Raw genomic sequence first — 24,930 nt, 5'->3', positions numbered from 1 at the left:
GCCCCTGACCCCCTACAGCCCCCAGTCGGCGCGGTCTACCGCGAAGTCGTCCACGGACCATGCCTGTCCGTGGACGACTGCGCGCAGGCCGGCGTGTCAGGCGGTACCGGCCAGAGCGGGGTTGCCGGCCCACCAGTTCCCCGGGGCCTGGGGATCACGGCTGCTCCAGTACTCGATCGCCGCGGTGATGAACTCCTCCGCGGAGAGCGTGCCGTTGCCGTCCCGGTCGAGGTGGCGGAAGGCCTCATCCGCTGCCGCGCGTTCCAGGTTGGGGAAGTGCCCGCGCTGGAAGGTGAAGAACTCCTCGGGAGTGACCCGGCCGTCGCCGTCGGCGTCCGCGATGGACAGGAACGCCTTGGCGAGAGCTCCGACCGTGGCCTGCGCGGCGGCCGGATCGTCGGCGAGGGTCGCCGTACTGCCGATGAACTCCGCACGGCTGATGGCCTCGGTTCCCGGCGGGAGTGTGGGCAGGTGCAGGTCCCGCCAGATGGCGACGTACGCCGCGATGATCCCGGCTTCCTGCGTTGAACCCTCCGCATGGCCGAGGGAACGAGCTGACGACCGCCCCATGAGGACGTGATCGTCTTCGGTGAGGCGGCCGTCTCCGTCGGCGTCGAGATGATCGAAGCCGTAGCTGATCTTGGCGATCAACAGGTCATCGGACACTGGTTCTCCTTGTGTCAGCTGTAGTCCACAGCGCAGAGCCGTCACCGGCACAACGAGCTGCCGGGGGGATGGACACTCCTCTCGTGCCTTTTCGGGGGCCGACCGCCGCTCGCTGCAGATCATTTCCGTGTCCGTCTGCTCGATGGCTCGTTGGACAGGGGGTGGGAGGGAGCCGCCGGGTCGAAGGGGAGCAAGGGTGACAGTGGGGCAGGCCTGGCCGGTCGAGGTCGAACGCGCTGATCAGGTGTTGATCGAGGATGCTCTGCGTTACATCCACGAGGCGGACACGAGCAGCGTCCTGGCACACCTGGCCCCCCAACTGTCTCCCCGCCAGCGGACTTCGCTGGCCTCGCACTGCCAGGTGGCCCACGCAGCGGTCCTGGTCTTCCCAGCCTCGGTCCAGGCCATGACGGCCGCCCTGCGTGCGCGCGGGCTGACTGTCGACGAACCCCGGCCGAGCGTGGTGGTGCGGGAGCGGCTCAGCCGTCGCTACGGGGTACCCGTCGACGCTCTGGACGTCGTGATCGTGCACGTCCGTCTGCCGGCCGGCGACCGCGGACCACGGATGGTCGAGCTGTTCGCCCTGGAGGTGCCGCCGGGTTCTGACCTGTCCGCGATCGCGGTACGTGAGCGGGCGCTGCGCCACGAGTCCCACGTCGCGTTGCAGGTCACCACCGGAGACGACGTTGTCGTGGCGGGGCTGCGTGCACTGGTGGCCGACAGCGGCGCACTGAGGTCCGACGGCGGCGGCTACAACGCGCACGAGGACTGCACGGTGCTGTACTTCCGCAGCACCGGGATCGATGCTGCGGGCGGCGGGTGGCACCGGCTGGAGCTGCGGGTGGACGGCCACCACCCGCTGGTCCTGTCCCGGCACCGGGGCCAGGGGGCGGAGGATCCGGCGACCGGGCTGCTCGGGCTGATGACCGGGGCGTGGACGACACAGGCGATCGCGGTGGCGGCCGAACTGGGGCTGGCCGACCACTTGCCCCAGCCGGGCGCGGGGCGGGTGCCCGACCCGGTGGAGACGGTGGCCGGTCGCCTCGGCGTCGACCGGGAGGGCCTGGCGCGTCTGCTGCGCTACCTGGCAGCCGTCGGCGTGGTGGCGCCGGCCGGCGCCTCCTACGAGCTGACACCGCTTGGAGAAACGCTTCGCCGCGATGCACGCCACTCACTGCGCCCGCTCGCGCTGCTGTACGGCGGGCTGTTCTACCAGTCGTTCGCCGCCCTGGCCCACGCGGTGCGTACCGGACACGAGGCGTTCGAGGTGGTGTTCGGCCAACCTCACTTCGACTACTTCGCCGCGCATCCCGAGGCGGCAGCGCTGTTCGACGCCGCGATGGCCGCCAGTTCGCCGATGTTCGAGCCGATCACCGGCCTTGTCGACTTCTCCGCCGACCGGGTGGTGGTGGACGTCGCCGGCGGCAGCGGTGAGCTTCTGAGCCGGATTCTGAGGAGCGCGCCCCACCTGCGCGGTGTACTGCTGGAGCGGGAGCACGTACTGGAGCGGGCCCGCGAGCGGCTCGCCGAGGCCGGGTGCGCCGAGCGCTGCGACCTCGTGGCCGGCGACTTCACCCAGGCCCTCCCCGCGGGCGGGGACGTGTACGTGCTGGCGCGGGTCCTGCACGACTGGGACGACGACAGGTGCGCGGCGATCCTTCGCCGGTGCGCGCAGGCCATGGACGCCGGTGCGCGGCTGCTCCTGGTGGAGCGTCTGCTGCCCGGCCACGGGAAGGCTTCGCTGGCGGCGCGGTGGGATCTGCACATGCTGTGCAACGTGGGCGGACGGGAACGCAGCGCCAAGGAGTACGAGCAGCTGCTGGACGCGGCCGGGTTCGACCTGGTCCAGGTCAGCGGACTTCCTCTGGACGCCAGCCTCCTGACTGCCCGTCGGCGCGGACCGTCCCCGCTCCGGGCGCCGGCACCGGGCCGGGCACGATGAGTCCGGCGATCTCGGTCGACGACTACCTGACCCACGCCCTCCTTCCTGCGAAGCGGGAGCACTACCGGACCCTTGGCGAGGTGTTCGACGCGGCGGTCGAGACCTTCGGCGACACCGCGGCCGTCGTCGGCAGCGGGCAACCGCTGTCCTGGACCCGGTGGAGTGCCGAATCCGGTGCACTGGCCTGCGGACTGCAGCGCCTGGGCACCGGCCCCGGTGATGTGGTGGCCGTCCAGCTCCCGAACTCCTGGGCGTTCCTGGTCGCCCACGTCGCCCTGGCACAGCTCGGCGCTGTCCTTCTGCCGCTGCACATGGCCTACGGAAGGGCCGACGTGGCCGCACTGCTGTCACGCGCGAAGGCCCGTGGCCTGATTGTGGCGGCCGAGCATGGCGCAGCACACGCGGCAGTGCTCGACGGCGGCTCGCCGGTGGGGCCAGGCTCGCTGGAGTGGGTGCTGACCGTCGGAGGTGTGAGCCAGGCGCCGCAGGATGCGCACGGTGGTGCCCGGGCGGTGGCGTTCGGGACCGTGGAGGCGCTGCTGCGCGAGTACCGGGGCGCGCGGCCTGATCCCATCGTGGTGGACCCCGAGCTGCCGTTCGTGGTGCTGCCGTCGTCGGGGACCGTCTCCGGCCGGCCGAAGCTCTGCCTGCACAGCCACGGCGCGCTGGTGTCGAACGCCCAGGTGGTGGCGGAGGGCGGACGTGCGAGCGCCGGTGACACCATCGTCAGCGCCAGCCCCTTCACCCACTTGTTCGGGCTGCTCTCGGTCCACCGGGCCGTCCTCACCGGCGCGCGGCAGGCGCTGCTGCCGCGCTGGGATGCCGAGGCCTTTCTGGGCCTGGCGGGGCCCGCCGGGGCGAGCGTGCTGTTCGCGGTGCCGGCCCAGCTACGGGACCTCGTCCAATGCCTTGGTGCTTCAGGGTCACGCGGGCGTCTTGAGCTGCGTGAGGTGCGCACCGGCGGTGCGGCGGTGCCCGGCTCGCTGGTGAGCGAGGTGCGAAGCCTGACCGGGGCGGCGACAGTCGTCCAATGGGGCATGTCCGAGCTCGGCGCGGGCACCATGACCGGCCCGGACGATGCGCCGCAGGCCTCCGCACGCAGCATCGGCCGGCCGATCGCCGGCTCCAGCGCACGCGTGGTGGACGAGGCCGGGCGAAGCTCCCCCGTCGGCCAGGTCGGCGAACTGCAGTACCGCGGCCCGCACCTGTTCCGCGGCTACCTGGGGGACCCGCAGGCCACCGAGGCTGCCTTCACCCCGGACGGCTGGCTGCGCACCGGGGACCTGGCCAGCCGCCAACCGGACGGCACCTTCGCCTTCCACGGGCGTGACGTGGAGGTGATCAGCGTCGGCGGCCTGAAGTTCAGTGCCTCCACCGTCGAGGCCCTGCTCAGCGACATCCCGCAGCTGGCCGCCGCGGCCCTCGTCCCGCGCACCGACGCCCGGCTGGGGCAGTACCCGTGCCTGGTCGCCTCCCCGCGTCCCGGCGCGAGCGTCGATCTGGCGGCGGTGCGCGCCCATCTGGTAGCCAAGGGCGTGGCGGAGTACCAGCAGCCGCTGGAACTGGTCCTCGTCGACGAGCTGCCGCTCACGCCCACCGGAAAGGTGGCCCGCGGGCGGCTGGCCGCGCTCCTGACCGCCGACACGGCACACCGGTCGGCGGGGGCGGACCAGTGGCGGACCCGGCTGGCCGCCCTGCCCGCAGCCGAACAGGCCCGTGCGGCTCTGGCGTCGGTCCACGAGCACCTCGCCGAACTGCTCCCGGCCCACGCCGTCCGGCCGGAGACCGACCGGCTGTCGTTCCGCGCACTGGGTGTGGACTCGCTCGGCGCGGTGCGCCTGGCGCTGGCCCTGGCTCGCTCGACCCGGCTCGCACTGGCGACCACCGTGGCCTTCGACCACCCCACCCCCGAGGCACTGGCCCGCCACCTGGCAGCGCTCGCCACCGCCCACCGTGACGAGACGCCCGGAGACCACCCGGCCGCTACGACGGCGCCGGCCCTCGAAACGGCCCCGTCGCGGGCCACCGAGGCCGGGGACCTGGACGACCCGATCGCTGTCGTGGGAATCGGCTGCCGGTTCCCCGGCGGTGTCACCACCCCCGAGGACCTGTGGCAGCTCCTGGTGGACGGCGCCGACACGGCGGGCCCTTTCCCCACCGACCGTGGCTGGGATCTGGAGCGGCTGCGGCATCCGCACCCCTCCCGTCCAGGCCGTTCCAGCACCCACCTCGGCCACTTCCTGACCGGCGCCGACGAGTTCGACGCCGCGTTCTTCGACATCTCACCGCGCGAGGCGCTGGCGATGGACCCGCAGCAGCGGCTGCTGCTGGAGACCGCCTGGGAAGCCCTGGAACGGGCCGGGCTGGACCCCACCGCGCTGCGCGGATCCGACACGGGCGTGTTCGTCGGCCAGATGGCCGGCGACTACGCTCCCCGCCTCACCGAAGCCCCCGAGCTCTTCGACGGCCTACTGCTCACCGGCAACGCCGCGAGCGTCGCCGCCGGGCGGATCTCCTACACCCTCGGCCTCACCGGCCCCGCCCTGGCCCTCGACACCGCCTGCTCCTCCTCCCTGGTCGCCATGCACCTGGCCGCCCAGTCGCTGCGCCGGGGCGAGTGCTCACTGGCGCTGGCCGCAGGAGCCACCGTGATGGCCTCCCCGGTCTCCTTCGTCGACTTCAGCCGCCAGGGCGCACTTGCCCCGGACGGGCGCTGCAAGGCGTTCTCGGCCACCGCGGACGGCACGGCGTGGGGAGAGGGAGTTGCCGTCCTGGTACTGGAGCGACTGTCCCGGGCCAAGCGCAACGGGCACCCGGTCCTCGCCGTCCTGGCCGCGACTGCCGTCAACCAGGACGGGGCGAGCAACGGCCTGACCGCCCCCAACGGGCTCGCCCAGCAACAGCTGATCCGCCGAGCCCTGGCCGATGCCCGGTTGGAGCCCGGCCAGATCGATGTCATCGAGGCCCACGGCACCGGCACACCGCTCGGCGACCGGATCGAGGCCGAGGCGCTGTACGCCGTCTTCGGGCCCGGCCGCGACCCGGCGCGCCCACTGCGGCTGGGATCCGTCAAGGCGAACATCGGCCACACCCAGGCGGCCGCCGGCATGGCGGGAGTCATCAAGACGGTGCTGGCGCTACGCCACGGCCAGCTGCCCCGCACCCCGCACACGCACACCCTCCACCCCTGCGGCGGCAACCACGGCGGCGCTCTTCGGCTGCTGCCGCAATCCGAGCCGTGGCCACCGTCGCAGGGCGTTCGCCGCGCCGGGGTATCGGCCTTCGGCATCGGCGGAACCAACGCCCACGTCATCCTCGAAGAAGCGCCCAAGCCGCAGACGGAGCCGCTCACCCCGACAGCGTGCGAGAACACCGGCAGCGATCGGGCCTGCGGACAGGCCCCGATCGGCGGACAGCCGGCGCCCTGGATGCCCTGGGTGCTGTCCGCCCGCAGCGCACCCGCCCTGCGCGAACTCGCCGCCCGCCTCGTGCCGCACGCCACCGGCGCCCAGTCACACGCGGCGGCCCGGGCCCTGGCCACGACCAGGACGGCGTTCGAGCACCGCGCGGTCGTCATCGCGCGCGAGCCCGCCGAGGCAGCCGCGGGCCTGCGTTCACTCGCCGACGGCACCCTGTCCGCCGACGCGGTCACGGGGCTGGCCCGCCCGGCGGGCCGCACCGTCTTCGTCTTCCCCGGGCAGGGCGCGCAGTGGCAAGGCATGGCAGCTGACCTGCTCGCCGAGTCCGACGTGTTCGCCGACGCCATGGCCGCCTGCGACGAGGCCCTCGCACCGCACGTCGACTGGTCCGTACGTGCCGTCCTGCGCGGGGCCGCCCGCCAACCAGGGCTGGAGCAGGTCGAAGTGGCGCAAACCTGCCTGTTCGCCGTGATGGTCGCCCTCGCCGAACTGTGGGCCCATCTCGGCGTGCGCCCGCACGCCGTGGTCGGACACAGCCAGGGCGAGATCGCCGCCGCCCACGTCTGCGGCGCGTTGACCCTCGACGAAGCCGCCAAGGTGGTGGCCCAGCGAGCGAAAGCGGTCAACGCACTGTCCGGCGGGCGCATGGCAGCCGTCGCACTGCCCCGCGGCGAACTCGACCACCACCTGGCCCGGTACCCGGGCCAGGTCTGGCTGGCGGCGGACAACGGCCCCCGCTCGACCGTGGTCTCCGGCACCGCCGACGCCGTGACCCAGCTGGTCGCAGAACTCGACCGGCGCACCGTACGCGCCAGCATGCTGGCCGTCGACTACGCCTCCCACTGCCCCGCGATGGAACCCGCCGAGGCCCGCCTGACGAACGGCCTCAGTGGGCTGCGACCCCGGTCGGCCGAGGTGCCGTTCTACTCCACCCTCGCCCCCGGCCCCCTGGACACCACCACCCTGACCGCCCGGTACTGGTACCAGAACCTGCGCCACCCGGTCGAGTTCGGCGCCGCGATCCGCGCCCTGCTCAGCACAGGCAGCCGCCACTTCATCGAGATCAGCCCGCACCCCGTACTCACCCACGCGATCCTGGAGACCGCCGAACAAACCGGCCGGACGGCCACCGGAGTAGGCACCCTACGCCGCGGCGAGGGCGGACTACGCCGTTTCCTGCTCTCGGCCGCGCAGGCCTACACCAACGGGGCGCCCATCTCCTGGCCCACCCTGTTCGCCGTCCCCCAGGCGCAGCACACCGACCTGCCGACCTACCCGTTCCAGCGCGAGCACTACTGGCTCACCACCCCCTCCTCACCCCGCCGGCGCCCCGCGACTGCGGTCACCGCCGTCCAGCAGGCGGACGCGCCCGCCCGGCCCGACGAAGCGGACCTGCTGGCGTTGGTCCGCGAGCAGGCCGCGATCGTCCTCGGCTACCGCGACGGCACCCGCATCGGACCGGACGAGGCGTTCGCCGCCCTGGGCACGACGTCGCTGACAGCCGTCGAACTGCGCACCCGCCTGGCCGGCCTGCTCCACCTGTCCCTGCCCGCAGCGGTCGTCCTGGACCACCGCACGCCCCGCGCCCTCGCCGCCCACCTGCGGAGCCTGCGGCAGGACACGGACGCCCGCAGCGTCGTACCCGCAGCCCCCGGCACGGAGCCGCCGCACACACTCGACGCCCTCTACCTGCACGCCTGCCGAACCGGACGGGGGACGGTCGCCGCCGAGCTGATCGGCGCGGCATCCAAGCTCCGCCCGACGTTCACGGCCGCCCACGCCGGCGACCACGCGTCCGAGGTGACCCGCCTCGCACCAGCCGCCGCACGACCCGCCCTGTTCTGCTTCCCGTCCCTGCTTCCCACCTCCGGCGCCCACGAGTACACGGCGCTCGCCGCGGCATTTCGCGGTGTCCGCGAGGTGCAGGTGCTCGCCCAGCCCGGCGTCGAGCCGGGCCGGCTGCTCCCGGCCGATCTCGACGCCTTGGCCGGCGCGCACGTGGCCGCACTGCGGCGGCACGCCGGGCCCGGGCGGTTCCTGCTCTGCGGGTACTCCTCCGGTGGGCTGGTCGCGCACGCGGTCGCGGCCAGGCTCGAAGGTCTCGGCCGACCCGCGCTCGGACTCGTCCTGCTGGACACCCCCTGGCCCGACGACACGCTGCTGCACCGACTGCTGCCGCGCGTCCTGGAACACACCGCCGCCCAGGCCCTCGCCTCGTCCGGCATCGACACCGACCGGCTCACCGCCGCAGGCGCGTACCTGCGCCTGCTGGCAGGCCGGCGACCGGCCCCCGTCACCACCCCCTCCCTGCTGCTGCGCGCACAAGATCCCACCGAGTCCCTCGCCGCCAACGGCCTGGCGGCCACAGCGTGGCAGCTGCCGCACACCCTGGTCGACGTCCCCGGCGACCATTTCACGATGCTCACCCACCACGCCCCCGCGCTTGCGGAGGCGATCGGCAGCTGGGACCCCGCCCCCGGTCCGGGGCCCCAGGCCGCCTCACCCCACCTGACCACCGCCGCCCGTCCGCTTCCTGGAGAAGCCCAGTGACCACGACCACCCCGTCCGACGGCGATCTCGCCCAGCTGTTCATCCGTTCCCTGCTCGCCACGCCCACCCCGACGGGCGACCGGCCGTGGCCGGCGGCACCGTACGAGGGCCTGCGCCACCTTCAAACCCTGTTGGACGAGAAGCAGCCCCTGATCGCCGACCGGCTCAGGCTGCGCTCGCTGCTGGAGCTGTGCGCGATCAGCGATCCACGGCTGTTCCACACGATGTTCCTCCACCACTGCATGACGATCGGCACCGCGCTCGACCAGGGCGCCTGCCAAGAGGACGTGGCAGCCCTCGCCTCAGTGGAGTGGATCGGCGCCGCCCTGATGAACGAGACCGGCTGCGGCAACAGCAGCTCGGCCGTCCGCACCGAGGCCCGCTACGACCCCGCGCGCGGTGACTTCGTGCTGCACACCCCGACACCTGAGGCCGCCAAGGGCCCAGCCAACGTCGGCCTGGACGGCTATGCGCGCCTGGCCGTCGTCAGCGCCAGGCTCCTCACCGCCGGGACCGACCGCGGAACCGCACTGTTCCTCGTCGCCTTACGTGACCAGGACGGCCCCTGCCCGGGAGTCGCCATCGAAGCCCTCCCACCCGTCGCACAGCTGCCCATGGACTACGCCACCGTCCGCTTCGACCAGGTCCGCGTTCCCCACGCCCGCTGGCTCGCCGACGGAGCGTGGATCGCCGAGGACGGGTCCTTCCACGACCCGCTGGAAACCGCCGACGCCCGCACCCGGCGCAGCCTGGGCATGGCCCGCTTCTGCTGGGGCGCGCTCAGCGCAGGACTTGCGGCAGTGGCCCGGGGCAGCGCAGCACTCGCCCTCACCCACGCCCGCCACCGCCGGACCGCCGACCGCCTGGCCGGCCGGATCCCTGCCCTGAACCACCTGGGCCAGCAGCGCCTGCTGTTCGGCGCCACCGCCCAGGCCCTCGCGGCCACCGCCGTCGCCCACCGGGCCACCCGCCGCAGTTGGCACATCCCGCCGGGCGGCGGGCGCGGCAGCGGCCCGGACGGATCCGTCATGCGCGAGCTGGCCCTGGCCAAGGTCACCACCGACCTCCTCGCCGACGCGGCGGTGACCCGCTGCCGCTCCGCCGGCGGCACAGCCGCCTTCTTCTCACTCAGCCGCCTCGGCTGCTACCAGTCCTTCACCCAGGCATACGCCTCCGCGGGCGGAGACAACCGGATGATCCTGCTGGACGCCGCCTGGACCATGGCCACCGGACCGGACTACCAGCCGCCGGACGAGAACTTGGCACCGGACGACCACACCCGGCTGCTCCGCGCCCGCGAACGGCTCCTGCACACCGAACTCACCGCCCACCTGCCCAGGCCCGCGGACAGCGCCGTCACCTTCGACCTCTGGAACGAGCGGACCGAGCTGGCCCAGCGCTTCGCCCTGGCCCACGCGGCGCGCACCACCGCCGAGACCCTGCACGAGAAGTGGCACACCCCGACCCTGCTTCCCGCTCCGGCTCATGCACTGCTCGCCGACCTGTACCAGCTGCACTGCCTGGAACAGATCGACGCCCACAGCGGCTGGTACCTCGCCCACGGCCTGCTCACCGCGCAGCAGGTACTCGCTCTGCCGGAGCAAGCCGACCAGACGTGCCGCCGCCTGGCCCCCCACGCCCAGGCCCTCACCGAGCTGCTCCAGGTACCCGACGCGATCCTGCCCGGACCACTCCACCCGTAACCTGATCGCCCCCACGGAACGTCGAACTCGTTTCCGCCGGCCGCCGTGCCCGTTGGATCTGCCGTGGCGGTCTCGACTCCCGCCGAACGAGCGCTGAGAGCCGCCGCACACAGGCGCCGGGGAAGCAATCCACTCCATTGCCCTCACGGTGGATGGCGCATGACGCCGTCAGCCCCCCACCACCCTCACCCGGAGGTGACCAATGTCCACCGCGCCCCCCTCGCGCCTCGTGTTCGGCAGCGAGAGCGCGCCGCAGATCCCCGAGGTCACTCTCGACGAGCTGCTGCTGCCGCTGCCGCGCGGCGCCGGCGCCCGTACCGCGCTGATCGACGGCAGCACCGGTGAGTGCTGGAGCCATCAGGAGGTCCGCGAGCGCGCGTCGGCCTGCGCACATGACGTGCGCCAGGCCGGGCTCGCGCCCGGGCAGCGGGTGTTGCTCGCCCTGCCCAACGGCGTCGACTTCGCCGCCGCACTGCTCGGTCTGCTGGCCGCGGGCGCGGTCGTCAGCCCGGTCGGCCACCGCACCCCGGCGCCCGAACTGGCCCACCAGGCCGAAGCGATCGGCGCCGGGCTGCTGCTGGGAGGCCCGGCAGGCCGGCTCAGCCGGCTCCACGCCGGCCCCGGCATCCGTACCTCCGAAGCGCCGGCCGGCCTCGCCCTGCTGCCCTGGTCCTCCGGCACCACCGGGAGCCCCAAGCCGGTCGCCGTCACCCATCGCAACGCGGTGGCCGGCCTCGTCCAGCTGGCCGCAGCCCAGCCGCTCGGGCCCGACGACGTGCTGCTCGGCGTGCTGCCGTTCTGCCACCTGTTCGGGATGCAGTACATCCTCAACCACGCGCTCCTGTCCGGCGCCGGCGTGGTCCTGCTCCCGCACTGGGATGCCGCGGCGGCACTGCGCGCGGTCGCAGAGCACGGGATCACCGTGCTGCATACCGTGCCGCCGATGGTCCATGACCTCGCAGCGGCCGCCGAACACGCCATGCGGGACGGCACCCGGCCCTGGCGGTCAAGCCGCCTGGAGCAGGTGCTCAGCGGCGGCGCCCCGCTGGCCCCGGAGACGGCCGAGCGCTGCGAGCGTGCGCTGGGTGTGCCGGTGGACGGTGCTTACGGACTCACCGAGGTCAACACCTGTCACTTCACCCGGCGCGGCGGCGCACGCCGCCCCGGATCGAGCGGACACCCCGTACCCGGCACCGAATACCGGCTGGTGGCGCCGGGCAACCCCAACGAGGACGAGAGCCGTGACTGGCCGGCCGGCACCGGCGAACTCCACCTGCGCGGTCCGCAGGTCGCCCCCGGCTACCTCGGCCCGGACGGCAGGCTCGTCGCGATCACCGACGCCGAAGGCTGGCTGGCCACCGGTGACCTGGCACGAGTCGACGCCGACGGCTGCCTCTACGTAGTCGACCGCCTCAAGGACGTCATCAAGTACAACGGCCACCAGATCTCCCCGACCGAGGTGGAAACGGTGCTGCGCGAACACCCGGCAGTCACCGACGCGGCCCTGGTCCCGGTGGCCGACCAGAGGGCCGGACAGCTTCCGCTGGCCTGCATCGTGCCCGCCTCCGGTGTCCACCTCACCCCGGAACTGGCGGCTGAGCTGAAAGAGTTCGTCGCGGCCCGCCTCGCCACCCACAAGCAGCCACGTCTAGTGCGGGAGGTCCCACTCATCGAGCGGACCGTCTCCGGCAAACCGCTGCGCCGCCTCCTCACCCCCACCATCCCCCACCCGGCCCCGGCAGTCGACCGCCGCCCGTGTCCCGACTTCAGTGAGAAGACCGTGCTCATCACGGGCGGTTCCCGTGGCCTGGGCCGGGCACTGGCCGAAGCCTTCCTCGACCATGGTGCCCGCGTCACCATCACCGGACGCAACCAGGCCACCCTGGACCAGGTGAACGCCGAGCTGGCCCCGCGCGGGGAACTGCACACTGCGGCGGTGGACAGCACCGACCACCGCGCTCTGCGCGAACTCGCCGACCGGCTACGGACCCGATGGGGCGGCGTGGACGTGCTGGTCGCCAACGCCGGGACACCCGGGCCCTGCGGTCCCGCGTGGGAGACAGACCCCGGCCAGTGGTGGTCCGCCCAGCACGCCAACGTCCACGGCACCTTCCTCACCTGCCACGCCTTCATCCCCCAACTGATCGAACGCAAGGCCAGGATCATCACCGTGGCCAGCAGCGCCGGAGCGCACCGGTGGCCGCACATGTCGGCCTACTCGGTCTCCAAAGCCGCAGTCATCAAACTCACCGAGAACCTGGCCGCCGAACTGCGCCCCCACGGCGTACGAGCCTTCGCCTACCACCCGGGACTGCTCACCATCGGCATGGCCACCCGCCAGCTGGACGGCCGCCCCGAACCAGGCACCTGGGACGAGCGGATCCAACGCTGGTACCTGCGCGAGCACGCCGCCGGCCGGACCACCCCCACCGCGCTCAGCGCCCGCGGCGCGCTGCTGCTCGCCGCAGGCGCGGCCGACGACCTGTCCGGCCAGTACCTCACCCCCGACCACCCCGCCCTCAACAGCGCACCGGAGCACCGGCTCGGTGATTCGCGTGGCCCACGAAAGTAGCCAGGCGGGGTAGGTGACGGGGTCTGCACGGCCAGGAACTCCGGAATGCCCCGGTGGTCTGCGGTCAGGTCGGCGGTGGTGGCGTTGAGCAGCTCAACCGCGGAGCGGGCAGCCGGTCTCCGTCGTAGCCGTGGACTTCGCCGAAGCGAATTCCCTTCTCCCAGTCGTTTCGCGCCTTTACGATCTCGTCACCGGATCAGCCGACGAAGTTCCACCACATGACCATCGGCCAGGCTCGCCGGAGGCTTCGGACCCTGCTTCACCGAGGTCACCGGTTCACCGGTGTTCGGGATTCTCGAAATCGAAGCGGCAGCCGGCGTCCCACTCCGAGCGCTGGTTGCCGTGGGCCGGGATGCCACCGGCGTCCTTGAGCATGCGGGCCAGGTGGAGCTGGTTCCAGGTCATGAAAGTGGTGTTGCGGTTGGTAGCGAGGACATCGACCCCACGCAGACACCTGACCAGGACGAAGCCGGCGGAAAGGAAGCCCTGGCCTGCACCGAACGGGGCCGGTACGCCGGCGTCGTGAAGTGGAACGCTCACACCTACCTGGCCATCACCCCCGTCCGGGCGTCCAGCAGCCCGCCAAGACCGCCTCCAAGTACGACGGCCTGGACAGACCGCCGACGCATGTCGCCGAACCGTTGACACCACGGATGGCCGGGCACGCAAGCGAACACGGGGTCTTCCCGGGCCGGACCGAGCTCTGCCGATGCCGTGGCCTGCGACCAGCGCGGACTCCTCGGCTGTCGCGGCGTGGCTCGCCCCGGGCTGGTGGGTGGACACGAACCCGTTGTACCGTGTCATCCATACGATGACAATGATCCAGTCAGCGAAAGAGTGACGGTATGGACACCCAGGACACCGGCCCGGCCGGGGTGGGGCCGATCTCGTTCCTGGCCGCCGCCGCCGCGCTGGGCATGATGGACGCCGTCGCCCGCACCGCCCGGCACGCGCCCCCGGACGACACAGGCCAGAGCGATCCACAACAGGCCCTTTCCGCAATCCTGTTGCTGCGTCACCTTCGCGAGGAACTGGCCGGCTGGGAGACCGGCCTGATCGAGACCGCCCGCAGTGCCGGCGCCACCTGGGCCGATCTCGCGGCGCCGCTGGGAGTCCGGAGCCGCCAGGCTGCCGAGCGCCGCTACCTCCGCATGCGGCCCCACACGGATGTCGGCACCGGGGCGGGGAGCACCGGCGAGCAACGCGTCCAGGCCACGCGCGACCGGCGCGCCGCCGACCGCGCGGTGACCACGTGGGCCCGGGACAATGCCGCCGACCTGCGCCGCCTCGCCGGACAGATCGGAGCACTGGACGGCGTCAGCGCGCAGGCGGCCCCCGCTGTGGAGCGGCTCCTGGACGCGCTCGGCCACCACGACCCCGCCCGCCTGCTCGCCCCGCTCGCCGAAACCCGGCCCCTCCTGGAGGCGGAGCACCCGAAGATCGCGGACCGCCTCGATCAGCTCGCCGCACGAGCCGACCAGCTTCGCACTGACAGTGACCGGCGCCGCCACACGTCCCCCGTCGACCGGTGACCACCCGGGTCGGCCGTGCGACACGACCGTCCAGCCCCCGAAGACCCGTTCGAACACGTCCCGCCACGTGCACACGAAGGAGACGCATCCCGTGTCCAACCCCGCCCAGACCCTGGAGTTCCAGGCGGAAACCCGCCAGCTGCTGCAGCTGGTGATCCACTCGATCTACTCGAACAAGGATATCTTCCTGCGCGAGCTGATCTCCAACGCCTCCGACGCCCTCGACAAGCTCCGCCTGGAATCCCTCACCGATGCCGACCTCGAAGTCGACACCTCGGACCTCCACATCACGCTGGAGGTCGACGGGGACGCCCGCACCCTGACGGTGCGGGACAACGGCATCGGCATGACCCGCGACGACGTCGTCGACCTGATCGGCACCATCGCCAAGTCCGGCACCGCGAGCCTGCTCCAGAAGATCAAGGAGACCAAGGACGCAGGAGCGGCGCAGAGCCTGATCGGGCAGTTCGGCGTCGGCTTCTACTCGGCGTTCATGGTCGCCGACAAGGTGACCCTGCACACCCGCCGCGCCGGCACCGAGCAGGGCACCGTGTGGGAGTCCGACGGTGAGGGGACCTACACGATCGCGGAGGCAGACGACCTGCCGGTGGGCACCTCGGTCACGCTGCACCTCAAGCCGGCGGACGGCGAGGACGGGGTCGGCGACTACCTCGCGGCGTGGAAGGTCCGCCAGATCGTCAAGCAGTACTCGGACTTCATCCGCTGGCCCATCCGCATGGCTGCCACGACCGTCGGCGCTGACGCCGAGCCCGGCGCCGCGGACGGGGCCTCCGGTGAGCCGCAGACGCTGAACTCGATGAAGGCGCTGTGGGCCCGCCCCCGTTCGGAGGTGACCGAGGCCGAGTACAGTGAGTTCTACCAGCAGATCAGCCACGACTGGCAGGCCCCGGTCGAGACCATCCACATGCGCGCCGAGGGCACCTTCGAGTACGAGGCGCTGCTGTTCATCCCGGCCCACGCGCCGTTCGACCTGTTCTCCCGTGACGCCAAGCGGGGCGTGCAGCTGTACGTCAAGCGGGTGTTCATCATGGACGACTGTGACGCGCTGATGCCGAACTACCTGCGCTTCGTCAAGGGCGTCGTCGACGCCCACGACCTTTCCCTCAACGTCTCCCGGGAGATCCTGCAGCACGACCGCCAGATCACCGCGGTGCGCCGGCGCCTGGTCAAGAAGGTGCTCGCCGCTCTCAAGGACATGCAGACCAAGAACGGCGAGACCTACGCGAAGGTGTGGGAGCAGTTCGGCCGGGTCCTCAAGGAGGGCCTGATCGAGGACCGGGACAACACCGACGCACTGCTGGGACTGGTCAGCGTCGCCTCCACCGATGACGCGGAGAAGCCGACCACCCTGCACGAGTACGTCGCGCGGATGAAGGACGGCCAGGACACCATCTACTACCTGACCGGCGAGAACCGCCAGATGGTCGAGAACTCCCCGCACATGGAGGCCTTCACCGCCAAGGGCTACGAGGTCCTGATCCTCACCGACCCCGTCGACGAGGTCTGGACCGACCAGGTCCCCGCCTTCGACGGCCACCGCTTCCAGTCCATCGCGAAGGGCCAGGTCGACCTCGACGACGACGCCGACGGGGAAGGGGCTGACGGAACGGAGAAGGCTCAGCGCGAGCAGGACTTCGCCGACCTCATCGCCTGGCTCCAGACCTCGCTGGCCGCGCACGTCAAGCAGGTTCGTCTCTCATCCCGCCTGACCACCTCCGCGGCGTGTCTGGTCGGAGACGCACAGGACCTGACCCCGACCCTGGAGAAGATGTACCGGGCCATGGGCCAGGAACTCCCGGCCGTGAAGCGGATCCTGGAGCTCAACCCCACCCACCCCCTGATCATCGCCCTGCGCCGGGCACACGGTGCGAACGCCGACGACCCGGCGCTCGCCGAACTCGCCGAACTCGTTCACGGCAGCGCCCTGATCGCGGAAGGCGGTGACCTGCCCGACCCCGCCCGCTTCACCCGCCTGCTGACCGATCGTCTCACCCACGCCCTGTGACCCCCCGCGGGGTGCGTCAGGCCGCGCGCCAACGGCCCGGCCTGACGCACCCCGCACCGCATCCGGCCGTCCCCGCGCGATGCGCCCCCGGGAGGGCAGGGGACGACGCCTCCGTGGACGGTGGCGTGCCGGCGGGTCCGCGGCGCGGTGCACGGCCGGGCAGGGCAGGCGCAGTGCCCGGCCGTCATCCGTCGATGTTCCCGAGCGGGCGACACTGACTCGGTTCACCGGTGTTCGGGGTTCTCGAAGTCGAAGCGGCAGCCGGCGTCCCACTCCGAGCGCTGGTTGCCGTGGGCCGGGATGCCGCCGGCGTCCTTGAGCATGCGGGCCAGGTGGAGCTGGTTCCAGGTCATGAAGGTGGTGTTGCGGTTGGTGAAGTCGTTCTCCGGTCCGCCGGAGCCCTCGTCCAGGTAGGACGGGCCGGGGCCGGCCTCGCCGACCCAGCCGGCGTCGGCCTGTGGCGGGATGGTGTAGCCGAGGTGCTGGAGGCTGTACAGGACGTTCATCGCGCAGTGCTTGGCGCCGTCCTCGTTCCCGGTGATCAGACAGCCCCCGACCCGGCCGTAGTAGGCGTACTGGCCCTCGGAGTTGAGGATCGACGAGCAGGCGTAGAGGCGCTCGACGACCTTCTTCATCACCGACGAGTTGTCTCCCAGCCACACCGGTCCGGCCAGGGTGAGGATGTCGGCGGCCATCACCTGGGAGTAGATCACCGGCCACTCGTCGGTCTCCCAGCCGTGTTCGGTCATGTCCGGCCAGACGCCCGTCGCGATGTCGAGGTCGACGGCGCGCAGGACGTCGACCGCGACGCCCTGGCGTTCCAGGATGCCGGTGGAGATGTCGATCAGGCCCTGAGTGTGGCTGCGTTCGGGGGAGCGCTTGAGGGTGCAGTTGATCACCAGGGCGCGGAGGTCGCGGTAGGAGGGGGCGGTGTCGGGCATCGGTGATGGCGTCCTGGTCGGTGGTGGGCGCTTGGGGCGGCGGTCAGGCCTGGGGCGCGCGGCGGATGATGAGCATGTCCTGGGTGTGGCCGATGGCGTAGCCGCCGGCGGGGAGGGCGAAGTGCTCCTGGACGTAGGCGGTCAGGTCGGCGCGGGTGGGGCGGGGGTCGAGGGTGGCCAGGTCGGCGACGTTGACCATGAACTCGGCGACGTCCACCGCCTCGGCGAGGTCGGACGCGCGGTAGTGGAGGTCGAGGCTCTCGAGGGCGTAGTCGTGCTCGGGGTGGCGCCGGCGCAGGCGGTCGGCGAGGGGGCTGAGGTCGTAGCGGACTCCGGTGAAGTGCGCGGCCATCCGCATGCAGGGGCTCTCCGGGTTCTGGAGCACGACCAGGAGGGCGCCGCCGGGGGCCGTCCAGTCCAGGGCGCGGGTGACGGTGGCCGGCCAGTCCGCCTCGGGCACGTAGTAGAGCACGTGGGAGAGGTGGACGAGGTCGCCCTGCTCCGGCGGGTGGACCCGGTCGAGCGGCTCCGGGAGGACCAGGGCGTCGGGACAGACGGCGCCGAGCTTCTCGCGCATCGAGGCGCTGGGTTCCACCGCGATCGTGCGGTCGAAGAGGCGGCTCAGGTGGGCGGTGGTGCGGCCGTCGCCCGCGCCGAGGTCCAGCAGGACCCGGCGGTGCGGCAGGGCGGCAGCGATCTCGCTCAGCCGGGCGTGGGTGACGGGCTTCTCGTCCGTCCCGGCCAGGAACAGTTCGAACGCCCGGCGGTAGTCGGCGCTCGCCACGTCCAGCACCCGGACCGGGTCCGCGTCCTTCGTCCTGGTCTCCACCGGCGGCCTCCCCTGTTGACGTCGTGTCGGGTCGCGCCATTGCACCGCACGGGCGCGGCGCGGAGGTGCAGGGACGTTCCTGCCCGCGTGTCGTCCCGGCCTCCGCGCACCCGGAGGCGCGGCGATTAATCGGTGGCCCGGGCTTCGCGACCGCTCCTACAGTGTCCGCCGGATCAAGAACGCCCAGGGAGCAGGACATGCGTGTGCACTACCCCCGGACGCCGCATCTGCCCTGGTCACCGGGCGCGGCGGCGGACGACGTACGGACCGGGGACCTGTCCGCGCTGGCCGGCGCCGAGGTCGTCGTCACCGAGAAGCTGGACGGCGAGAACACCACGCTCTACCGCGACGGCCTGCACGCCCGCTCGCTGGACTCGGCCCACCACCCCTCCCGCGCCTGGGTGAAGGGCCTCCAGGGCCGGATCGCCCCGCGCATCCCGGACGGCTGGCGGATCTGCGGCGAGAACCTGTTCGCCCGGCACTCGATCCCGTACACCGACCTGGAGAGCTGGTTCTACGGCTTCTCGGTATGGACGGGCGGGCCCGACGGCCAGGACCACTGCCTGGACTGGGACGACACCGTCCGCTTCCTGCGCCGCCTCGGCGTCCCCGTCCCCCGGGTGCTGTGGCGCGGCCGCTACGACGAACGGGCCCTGCGCGCCCTGCGGTTGGACCTCGACCGGCAGGAGGGGTACGTGGTGCGGACCGTCCGGGGCTTCCCCCGGGCCCGGTTCGGCGAGCGGGTCGCCAAATGGGTCCGCCCGCGGCACGTGCGCACCGACACCCACTGGATGCACGCCGCGGTGGTGGAGAACGGGCTCGGCCCGAACTCCGCGCTCTGGGCCGTGCGCTCCGGTGCGCTGCCCGAACCCCCGGCCCTCGCAGCCGCCTTGGGCGTTCCCGAACTCACCTGCCCACCCGAGGAGTTGGCCGAGGTGTCGGCCCGGCTGGACGAACTGGGCCGGAGCGGGGACGCCCGGCTGGCCGGTGTGCTCGCCACCGCACTGCGCACCGACCGCCGCCAGTCGCTGGCCCCGCGGCTCGCCGGGCCGCTCGGCCTGCCGCTCGCCCGGCGGGTCGCCGACCTGGTCGGACTGCACCCCGCCCTTCACCGGCCGTACCCGGACGAGGAGCGCCGCGCCGGACTGGTCCGGCTGTCCGCCGCCGCCGACCTCGGGGTGCTGCACGCCCTCGCCGCGACCGCCGCCCCCGGACGGGCGGAGCGCGAGCAGGTCGCCTGGTCGGCGCTGTACGCCGAGGACGCCGGGCTGCTCGACGAGGCGCCGCTCGCCCGGCTGCGGGCCGGGCTGCGCGAAGCCCTGGCCGACCTGGACCGCGACGCCGCCGACCGCTGCTGGGCCCAGGCCCGCGAGGCGTACGCGCTCGGCCGGATCGCCACCGCCGAGGAGGCCGTGGCGGCCACCTGGCGCTGGCGCGACGGCCGCTTCCCCCGGCTGGTCCACCTGTGCGGCCCCTCCGGCAGCGGCAAGAGCAGCTTCGCCGCCGGGCTCACCGACGTGGCCGCCCGGATCAGCCTGGACGACCTGCGCGCCGCCCGGGGCTCGCGCGCCGACCAGCGCGACAACGCCGACGTGCTGCGCGAGGGGCTGGCCCGGCTGGACGCCGCCCTGGCCGGCGCGGGCGGAGCGGGCGACACGGCCGGCACCGGCGGCGCGGGCACCGGCGGAGGCCCAGGCACCGGAACCCGTACGAGCACCGTCGTCTGGGACGCCACCTCGCTCAACCGCCAGCAGCGCTCCCACGTCCACGCCGTCGCGCAGGGCCGCGACGCCCTGGTCACCCAGGTGGTGCTGGTGGTCGGCGAAGACGAGCTGCTGCGCCGCAACGCCGTCCGGCCGCACCCGGTGCCCGCCGAGGTGCTCACCGCGCAGCTGCACCGCTTCGGCCCGCCCTACCCCGGCCAGGCGCACCGCACCTGGTACGTCGGGCCCGGTGGCACCGTGGAGGACACGGCGGGCACGCTCGACGGAGAGGAGGACTGATGCGTCCCATCGAACAGATCTGCCAGCGCATCCGCTGGGACGCCCGCTTCGACCCGGCCCGGTTCACGCTGGGCGTGCGCCAGCGCGACGACCGCACCGAGCGGGTACCCCTGGAGGCCTTCGCGGCCTCCGGCGAGATCCCCTGGCACCGGGTGTACTGGGTCGAGGCCGACGGCGTGCGGGTCTGGGACCGCGCCTCGGGCGTCGACCTGCTCGACAGCACCGGGGCCGGACGCCGCACCGCCCCGCCCCGGTTGCCCGCGCCCTTCTTCACCGCGACCACCCCGTACGCCTGGCACCCGGGCGGCGGCTGGCGACCCGCCGACACCGCCGCCGGCCCCACCTCTACCGCTGCTACCGCAGCCGCAGCCGCCGTGCGGGACGTCCCGACGGCCACCGGCCTGCGGGCGGTCACCTGGAACACCCTGTGGGACCGCTACGACGCCGACCGGATCGCCACCGCCCGGCGCCGCCCGCTGCTGCTCGCCGCGCTGGAGGCCGCCGACGCCGACCTCATCGCGCTCCAGGAGGTCGAGCCCGCCCTGGTCGCCCTGCTGCTGGCGGCCCGCTGGGTCCGCTCCGGGTACACCCTCGGCGCCGACCCGCTCGGGCCCGAGGTCGGCGAGCACGGCCTGCTGCTGCTCAGCCGGCTGCCGGTGCTGGCGGCCGGGCGGCACGCCCTGGGCCCGCACAAGGCCGTCACCGCGCTGTCCGTACGGACCGCCGGCGCACCGCTGACCGTCGCCGCCGTACACCTCAGCAGCGACCACTCGCCGGACGGCGCCGACCGCCGCCGGGCCGAACTCGCCCGACTGGCCGAGGGGTTGTCGGGCGTCGAGGGCGAGCTGCTGCTGCTCGGGGACTTCAACGACGGCCGCTCCGGCCCGTCCGGCCCGGCCGCCGCACTCGGCCTGCGGGACGCCTGGAGCCAGGTGCACGGACCGGCCGACGACACTCCGACCTTCGACCCGACGGCCAACCCGCTCGCCGCGGTCTCCTCGCTGACCGGCCGCCCGGGCCGGCTGGACCGTGTCCTGCACCGGGCCGACGACACCCGGGTCACCGCGGCCACCCTGCTCGGCGACCGCCCGGCCGAGGACGGCCTCTTCCCCTCCGACCACTACGGCGTGGCCGTCGACCTCCTCGTCGACGGCCTCGACGGCGACGCAGACGACCACCACGGCGACGCCCGCCACCGCGAGCACGTCCACAGCGGAACACCGGACGTCCTCGACGCCCCGCCCACCGCCCGCACCGCCGTCGCCTGGCTGCCGCCCGAGGAGCTGTGGCCGCCGATCCAGCGGCTGCGCGAGGCGTACGACCCGCAGCTGCGCCGCTGGCCCCCGCACGTCAACCTGCTGTTCGGCTTCGTCCCGGAGGCCGAGTTCGACCGCGCCCTGCCGCTGCTCGGCGCGGCCGCCTCCGAGGTGGCGCCGTTCACCGCACGGCTGGAGGGCGTCCACACCTTCGGACACCGCGAGGACGCCACCGTCTGGCTGGACCCGGCCGCCGCCTCCCCCGCCCCCTGGGCGGCACTGCGGCACGCGCTGGAGCGGCGCTTCCCCCGCTGCCGCGACCGGGCGGAGGGCTTCACCCCGCATCTGACCCTCGGGCGCAGCGACGGCCCCCAGCGCGCGGCCGCCGACTGTGCTGCCCGGCTCACCGGCGTCTCCGCCCGGGTCGGCGAGCTGGTGGTGCTCTCCCGCCGGGGCGCCGAGCCGATGCGGCCGCGGGCGGTGGTCTCGCTGGGGACGGGCGAGGTGCGGCCGGTGCCCGAGCCACCGGTCACCTCGCCGGCCCCGGAGTCCGCTCAACACACCTCTGCCGCCCGGACGTTGGCCCGGCGCATCGCGGCGGCCCTGCCCGAGGGCGCGGTGCACACCGTCGGCTCCCGCCGACTGGGCTGCCAGCTGGACGGCGCCGACCTGGACCTGGTGGCGGCACTGCCCGGCCCCGCCGACCTGCCCGCCGTCCGCGCCCGGGTGGCGGCCGCGCTGCCGGAGGCCCGAGGGCTGCGCGAGGTGCGCGGCGCCCGGGTTCCGGGGCTGCGGCTGACGGCCGACGGCCTGGCGGTCGACCTCGTGGTGGTCTTCACCGGCCCGCTCGACCCGGCCCAAGCAGTGGACCGCCGTGCGGAGCTGGGCGAGGCGGCGGCGGTCGCGCTGAGCGCGGTCACGGACGCCGAGGCCATCCTGACAGCGCTCGGCGACCGGCACGCCCGCTTCGTCCGGCTGGCACGCCAGGTCAAGGCCTGGGCGCGGGCGCGCGGCCTGGACTCCGCGCCGTTCGGCCAACTGCCCTCGCTCGCCTGGTCGGTGCTGGCCGCCCGGACCGTCCTGGACGCGACCGGCGTTCCCGAGGATGGCCTCTTCCAGCGGTTCACCGAGACCTGGGCGACCTGGGACTGGCGCCGGCCCGTCGCCCTCCCCGGCGAGCCCGCGGCCCTTCCGTCGGGCCCGCTCACCGTCCTCACGCCCTCCGCCCCGGTCCGCAGCTGCACCACCCAGGTCAGCGCCGACACCCGCGACCTGCTCACCGAGGAGCTCTACCACGCCTGGGAGCTGACCACCGAGGCCTCCGCGGCCACCAAGGCCACCGCGGCCACCAAGACCACCAAGGCCGCCGAAACCGTTGAGGCCGTCGGAGCCCCCTGGCCCGCCCTGCTCGCCGCTCCCCCGCTGCACCGCCGGCACGCCGCCTGGGCCGTGGTGGGCACCGACGAGGAGTCACTCGGCCTCGTCCGGGGCCGCATCCGCGCCCTGCTGACCGCCTTGGAGGACGCCGGAGCCACCCGGCTGCACGCCTGGCCCCACCCGTACCGGACCGCCGACGGCCGCCTCCACCTGCCGATCGGCCTCGGCCCCGCCCCGCTCTCCGCCGCCCGACTCGCCCCGCTCGTCAAGGCCTGGTCCCGCACCCTGCCCGGCGTCCGGGTCGAGCACGTCGACGGCGGCGCCGTCCCCACCCCGACCCGCTGACCCGCCCCCGCCCCCGCCCCATCCGCCCGCCCGATCGGCCGAACCACCCCTGCCCATCGGACCCTTCTGGACAATCGCCCCCGAAATTTGCCACGGTGAGGACCAGCGGCCCAGCCATCGATCATGCGGCCGAAGCCCCATGGGAGTTCCGCCGTGCCCTCCGCCGACTTCCCCGCCTTCTACCTCGGGCAGAGCGTGTTCTCCGACCCCGGGGCCCACCTCCCCCGCTATGCCGACCTCCCCAGGGACCCTGGTCAACTCGCCCGGATCGCCCGCAATCTGATCATCCATCGCCTGGAGGGACGGCTGTTCCACCATGCCATTCCGGCGGACCGGCTCCACCACGACGCCGAGACGCGCTACCTCGACGACATCCTGCACCTGATCACCGACCGCGACCCGGCCCCGCTCCACCATCCCCGGGCGCCCGCCGACCGCTTCGTCGGCGTCTGCCGGGACCTGGCGCTGCTGCACTGCTCGTTCCTCCGCCATGTCGGCATCCCGGCCCGGCTACGCTGCGGCTTCGCCGACTACCTCGGCCCGGACGGCTTCCACGGCGACCACGTGGCCACCGAATACTGGGACGACCGGCGCGGCTGGCTGCTCGCCGACCCGCAGCTGGCCGACCCGAGGGTCATCGCAGCCTGGCAGGTGGGCTTCGACCCGATGGACGTCCCGCGCGACCGCTTCCTGGTCGCGGGCCGGGCCTGGCGCACGATCCGCTCCGGCCGGGCCGCCGCCGACGCCTTCGGCGTCCACCCGCCGGAGGAGGGCCCGCTCAACGGCGAGTGGTTCGTCGCCCACTCCACCCGGCTCGACCTCGCCGCCCTCAACAAGGTCGAGACCCTGCTCTGGGACACCTGGGGCACCGGCTCCACCAACACGCCCCACGCCCCGTACGACGAGGTCGCCCACCTGACCGTCGGCCCGATCGACCTCCCCGCCGTCCGCCGCCTCTTCACCGAACACGACGCCCTGCGCACCCCGAAGACCGTCCTCTCCCTGGCCCCCTTCAACGGCCCCCGCGAGGTCACCCTCCGCTGACGGCCCGCCCCGGGCGCACAGAACGTCCAGTGCCCGCAGCAGCTCCCACCTCCAAAGACTCGAACCGCCTTCCCATCGGCCGGATCGGAGAGCCGGCGTCGAGCGTCCTCGACCAACGCCCGGAACCGCTGCCGCCCGCCTTCACCTCGCATGACGTTCTGGTGGGTGCCGGTGGCCCGGAAGCCGGCTCATCCCGGGAGCGAGGACGCCTCACCGATCGCGGCGAGCAGTTGGAGAGGAAGCTCCCGATCCGCGTGGCCGATGGCCAGTGCGAGCCATCGGCCAGAGGACGGTGGCCGCCACACTTGCATGCTGCCGGCGACGTTGCACAGGAAGCCGAGCGGCTCTGGAGCCGCGAACCCAGGGTCTGGATTTTCGAATCCGAGATACGGCCACAGATCCACCGTTGTGGGGCTGCCCCAACGGGCGGCCAGGACGACTGCCAGCGCATCGAGATCGACTTCCAGCTCCCGCTCGGCCGCCTCGACGATCTCCTCGCTACGGTCGTCCCAGAAGTCCTGGCTCTCCCGGAGCACGGCCACGTGGTATCCGGGCCCACTCCTCCCACCGCCTGTCCCCGGCTTGCCGTCCCGCTCAGGGAACGGCAGGGCACTCAGTTCATCGATGATCGACAGCTGGGCCTCGGTGAAGCCCGTCGAACGGTGCCGGCTCGCCATGAGCGAAGCCTAACCAGGTCGATTCCTGCCAGCCTCGCGTGTCCCCGC

13 protein-coding genes and 2 pseudogenes are annotated in these 24,930 nt (G+C 73.2%); 9 read left to right on the top strand and 6 right to left on the bottom strand.

Going from position 1 to position 24,930, the window contains the following annotated elements; all coding sequences use genetic code 11:
* Positions 1-96: 96 nt before the first annotated feature.
* Positions 97-666 (bottom strand): EF-hand domain-containing protein, encoded by a 570-nt coding sequence (locus ACZ7RU_RS24325; protein ID WP_470343063.1) that lies wholly within the window; start codon positions 664-666, stop codon positions 97-99.
* 196 nt (positions 667-862) lie between these two features.
* Between ACZ7RU_RS24325 and ACZ7RU_RS24320 the strand changes: the two genes are divergently transcribed.
* From ACZ7RU_RS24320 to ACZ7RU_RS24305, 4 genes are all read left to right on the top strand, one after another.
* Entirely contained in the window at positions 863-2,608 is a 1,746-nt protein-coding gene (locus ACZ7RU_RS24320) for a methyltransferase (protein WP_470343062.1), read from the top strand.
* On the top strand, positions 2,605-8,577 hold the full coding sequence (locus ACZ7RU_RS24315) for a type I polyketide synthase (protein WP_470343061.1): 5,973 nt from the start codon (positions 2,605-2,607) through the stop codon (positions 8,575-8,577). Before ACZ7RU_RS24320 ends, ACZ7RU_RS24315 begins: the two co-directional genes overlap by 4 nt.
* Positions 8,574-10,280, top strand: coding sequence for an acyl-CoA dehydrogenase (locus tag ACZ7RU_RS24310; RefSeq protein ID WP_470343060.1), 1,707 nt, complete (start codon positions 8,574-8,576; stop codon positions 10,278-10,280). Before ACZ7RU_RS24315 ends, ACZ7RU_RS24310 begins: the two co-directional genes overlap by 4 nt.
* 202 nt (positions 10,281-10,482) lie before the next feature.
* Positions 10,483-12,852: an SDR family NAD(P)-dependent oxidoreductase gene (locus ACZ7RU_RS24305; RefSeq protein ID WP_470343059.1), complete on the top strand. Its 2,370-nt coding sequence runs from the start codon at positions 10,483-10,485 to the stop codon at positions 12,850-12,852.
* A gap of 64 nt (positions 12,853-12,916) precedes the next feature.
* Here ACZ7RU_RS24305 and ACZ7RU_RS24300 read toward each other — a convergent pair.
* Positions 12,917-13,078, bottom strand: a pseudogene (locus ACZ7RU_RS24300) (pirin family protein); the annotation flags it as partial.
* Positions 13,079-13,128: 50 nt separating this feature from the next.
* Positions 13,129-13,281: pseudogene (locus tag ACZ7RU_RS24295) on the bottom strand (flavodoxin family protein); the annotation flags it as partial.
* 416 nt (positions 13,282-13,697) lie between these two features.
* Between ACZ7RU_RS24295 and ACZ7RU_RS24290 the strand changes: the two are divergent.
* Together ACZ7RU_RS24290 and htpG are read left to right on the top strand one after the other, a co-directional pair.
* Positions 13,698-14,384 carry a type III effector protein gene (locus ACZ7RU_RS24290; RefSeq protein WP_470343058.1) on the top strand — a complete coding sequence of 229 codons (687 nt, stop codon included), beginning with the start codon at positions 13,698-13,700 and terminating at the stop codon, positions 14,382-14,384.
* 91 nt (positions 14,385-14,475) lie between these two features.
* Complete coding sequence (htpG, locus tag ACZ7RU_RS24285) at positions 14,476-16,410, top strand: molecular chaperone HtpG (protein ID WP_470343057.1); 1,935 nt, start codon at positions 14,476-14,478, stop codon at positions 16,408-16,410.
* Positions 16,411-16,634: 224 nt separating this feature from the next.
* On the opposite strand, the gene ACZ7RU_RS24280 is transcribed toward htpG, so the two are convergent.
* On the bottom strand, positions 16,635-17,351 hold the full coding sequence (locus ACZ7RU_RS24280) for a flavodoxin family protein (RefSeq protein ID WP_470343056.1): 717 nt from the start codon (positions 17,349-17,351) through the stop codon (positions 16,635-16,637).
* Between the two features lie 43 nt (positions 17,352-17,394).
* Positions 17,395-18,180: a class I SAM-dependent methyltransferase gene (locus ACZ7RU_RS24275; RefSeq protein ID WP_470343055.1), complete on the bottom strand. Its 786-nt coding sequence runs from the start codon at positions 18,178-18,180 to the stop codon at positions 17,395-17,397.
* Between the two features lie 197 nt (positions 18,181-18,377).
* On the opposite strand from ACZ7RU_RS24275, the gene ACZ7RU_RS24270 reads away from it, so the two are divergent.
* The 3 genes from ACZ7RU_RS24270 (at position 18,378) to ACZ7RU_RS24260 (ending at position 24,205) form a co-directional block, all read left to right on the top strand.
* Positions 18,378-20,183 (top strand): RNA ligase family protein, encoded by a 1,806-nt coding sequence (locus tag ACZ7RU_RS24270; RefSeq protein ID WP_470343054.1) that lies wholly within the window; start codon positions 18,378-18,380, stop codon positions 20,181-20,183.
* Positions 20,183-23,161 carry an RNA repair domain-containing protein gene (locus tag ACZ7RU_RS24265; RefSeq protein WP_470343053.1) on the top strand — a complete coding sequence of 993 codons (2,979 nt, stop codon included), beginning with the start codon at positions 20,183-20,185 and terminating at the stop codon, positions 23,159-23,161. The genes ACZ7RU_RS24270 and ACZ7RU_RS24265 overlap by 1 nt, the downstream gene beginning before the upstream one ends.
* Positions 23,162-23,314: 153 nt before the next feature.
* On the top strand, positions 23,315-24,205 hold the full coding sequence (locus ACZ7RU_RS24260; RefSeq protein ID WP_470343052.1) for a transglutaminase-like domain-containing protein: 891 nt from the start codon (positions 23,315-23,317) through the stop codon (positions 24,203-24,205).
* Positions 24,206-24,393: 188 nt separating this feature from the next.
* Here ACZ7RU_RS24260 and ACZ7RU_RS24255 read toward each other — a convergent pair whose 3' ends face one another.
* On the bottom strand, positions 24,394-24,882 hold the full coding sequence (locus tag ACZ7RU_RS24255; protein ID WP_470343051.1) for a hypothetical protein: 489 nt from the start codon (positions 24,880-24,882) through the stop codon (positions 24,394-24,396).
* Positions 24,883-24,930: the final 48 nt, after the last annotated feature.

Source organism: Kitasatospora sp. NPDC114501, assembly GCF_055633695.1.
This window is presented reverse-complemented; position numbering and strand designations above follow the sequence as displayed.

Excerpts from the sequence above, each read along its gene's own strand:
- ACZ7RU_RS24315 (WP_470343061.1), top strand. The coding sequence starts at position 2,605 with ATGAGTCCGGCGATCTCGGTCGACGACTACCTGACCCACGCCCTCCTT.
- ACZ7RU_RS24305 (WP_470343059.1), top strand. The coding sequence starts at position 10,483 with ATGTCCACCGCGCCCCCCTCGCGCCTCGTGTTCGGCAGCGAGAGCGCG.
- ACZ7RU_RS24290 (WP_470343058.1), top strand. The coding sequence starts at position 13,698 with ATGGACACCCAGGACACCGGCCCGGCCGGGGTGGGGCCGATCTCGTTC.
- ACZ7RU_RS24280 (WP_470343056.1), bottom strand. The coding sequence starts at position 17,351 with ATGCCCGACACCGCCCCCTCCTACCGCGACCTCCGCGCCCTGGTGATC.
- ACZ7RU_RS24270 (WP_470343054.1), top strand. The coding sequence starts at position 18,378 with ATGCGTGTGCACTACCCCCGGACGCCGCATCTGCCCTGGTCACCGGGC.
- ACZ7RU_RS24265 (WP_470343053.1), top strand. The coding sequence starts at position 20,183 with ATGCGTCCCATCGAACAGATCTGCCAGCGCATCCGCTGGGACGCCCGC.
- ACZ7RU_RS24255 (WP_470343051.1), bottom strand. The coding sequence starts at position 24,882 with ATGGCGAGCCGGCACCGTTCGACGGGCTTCACCGAGGCCCAGCTGTCG.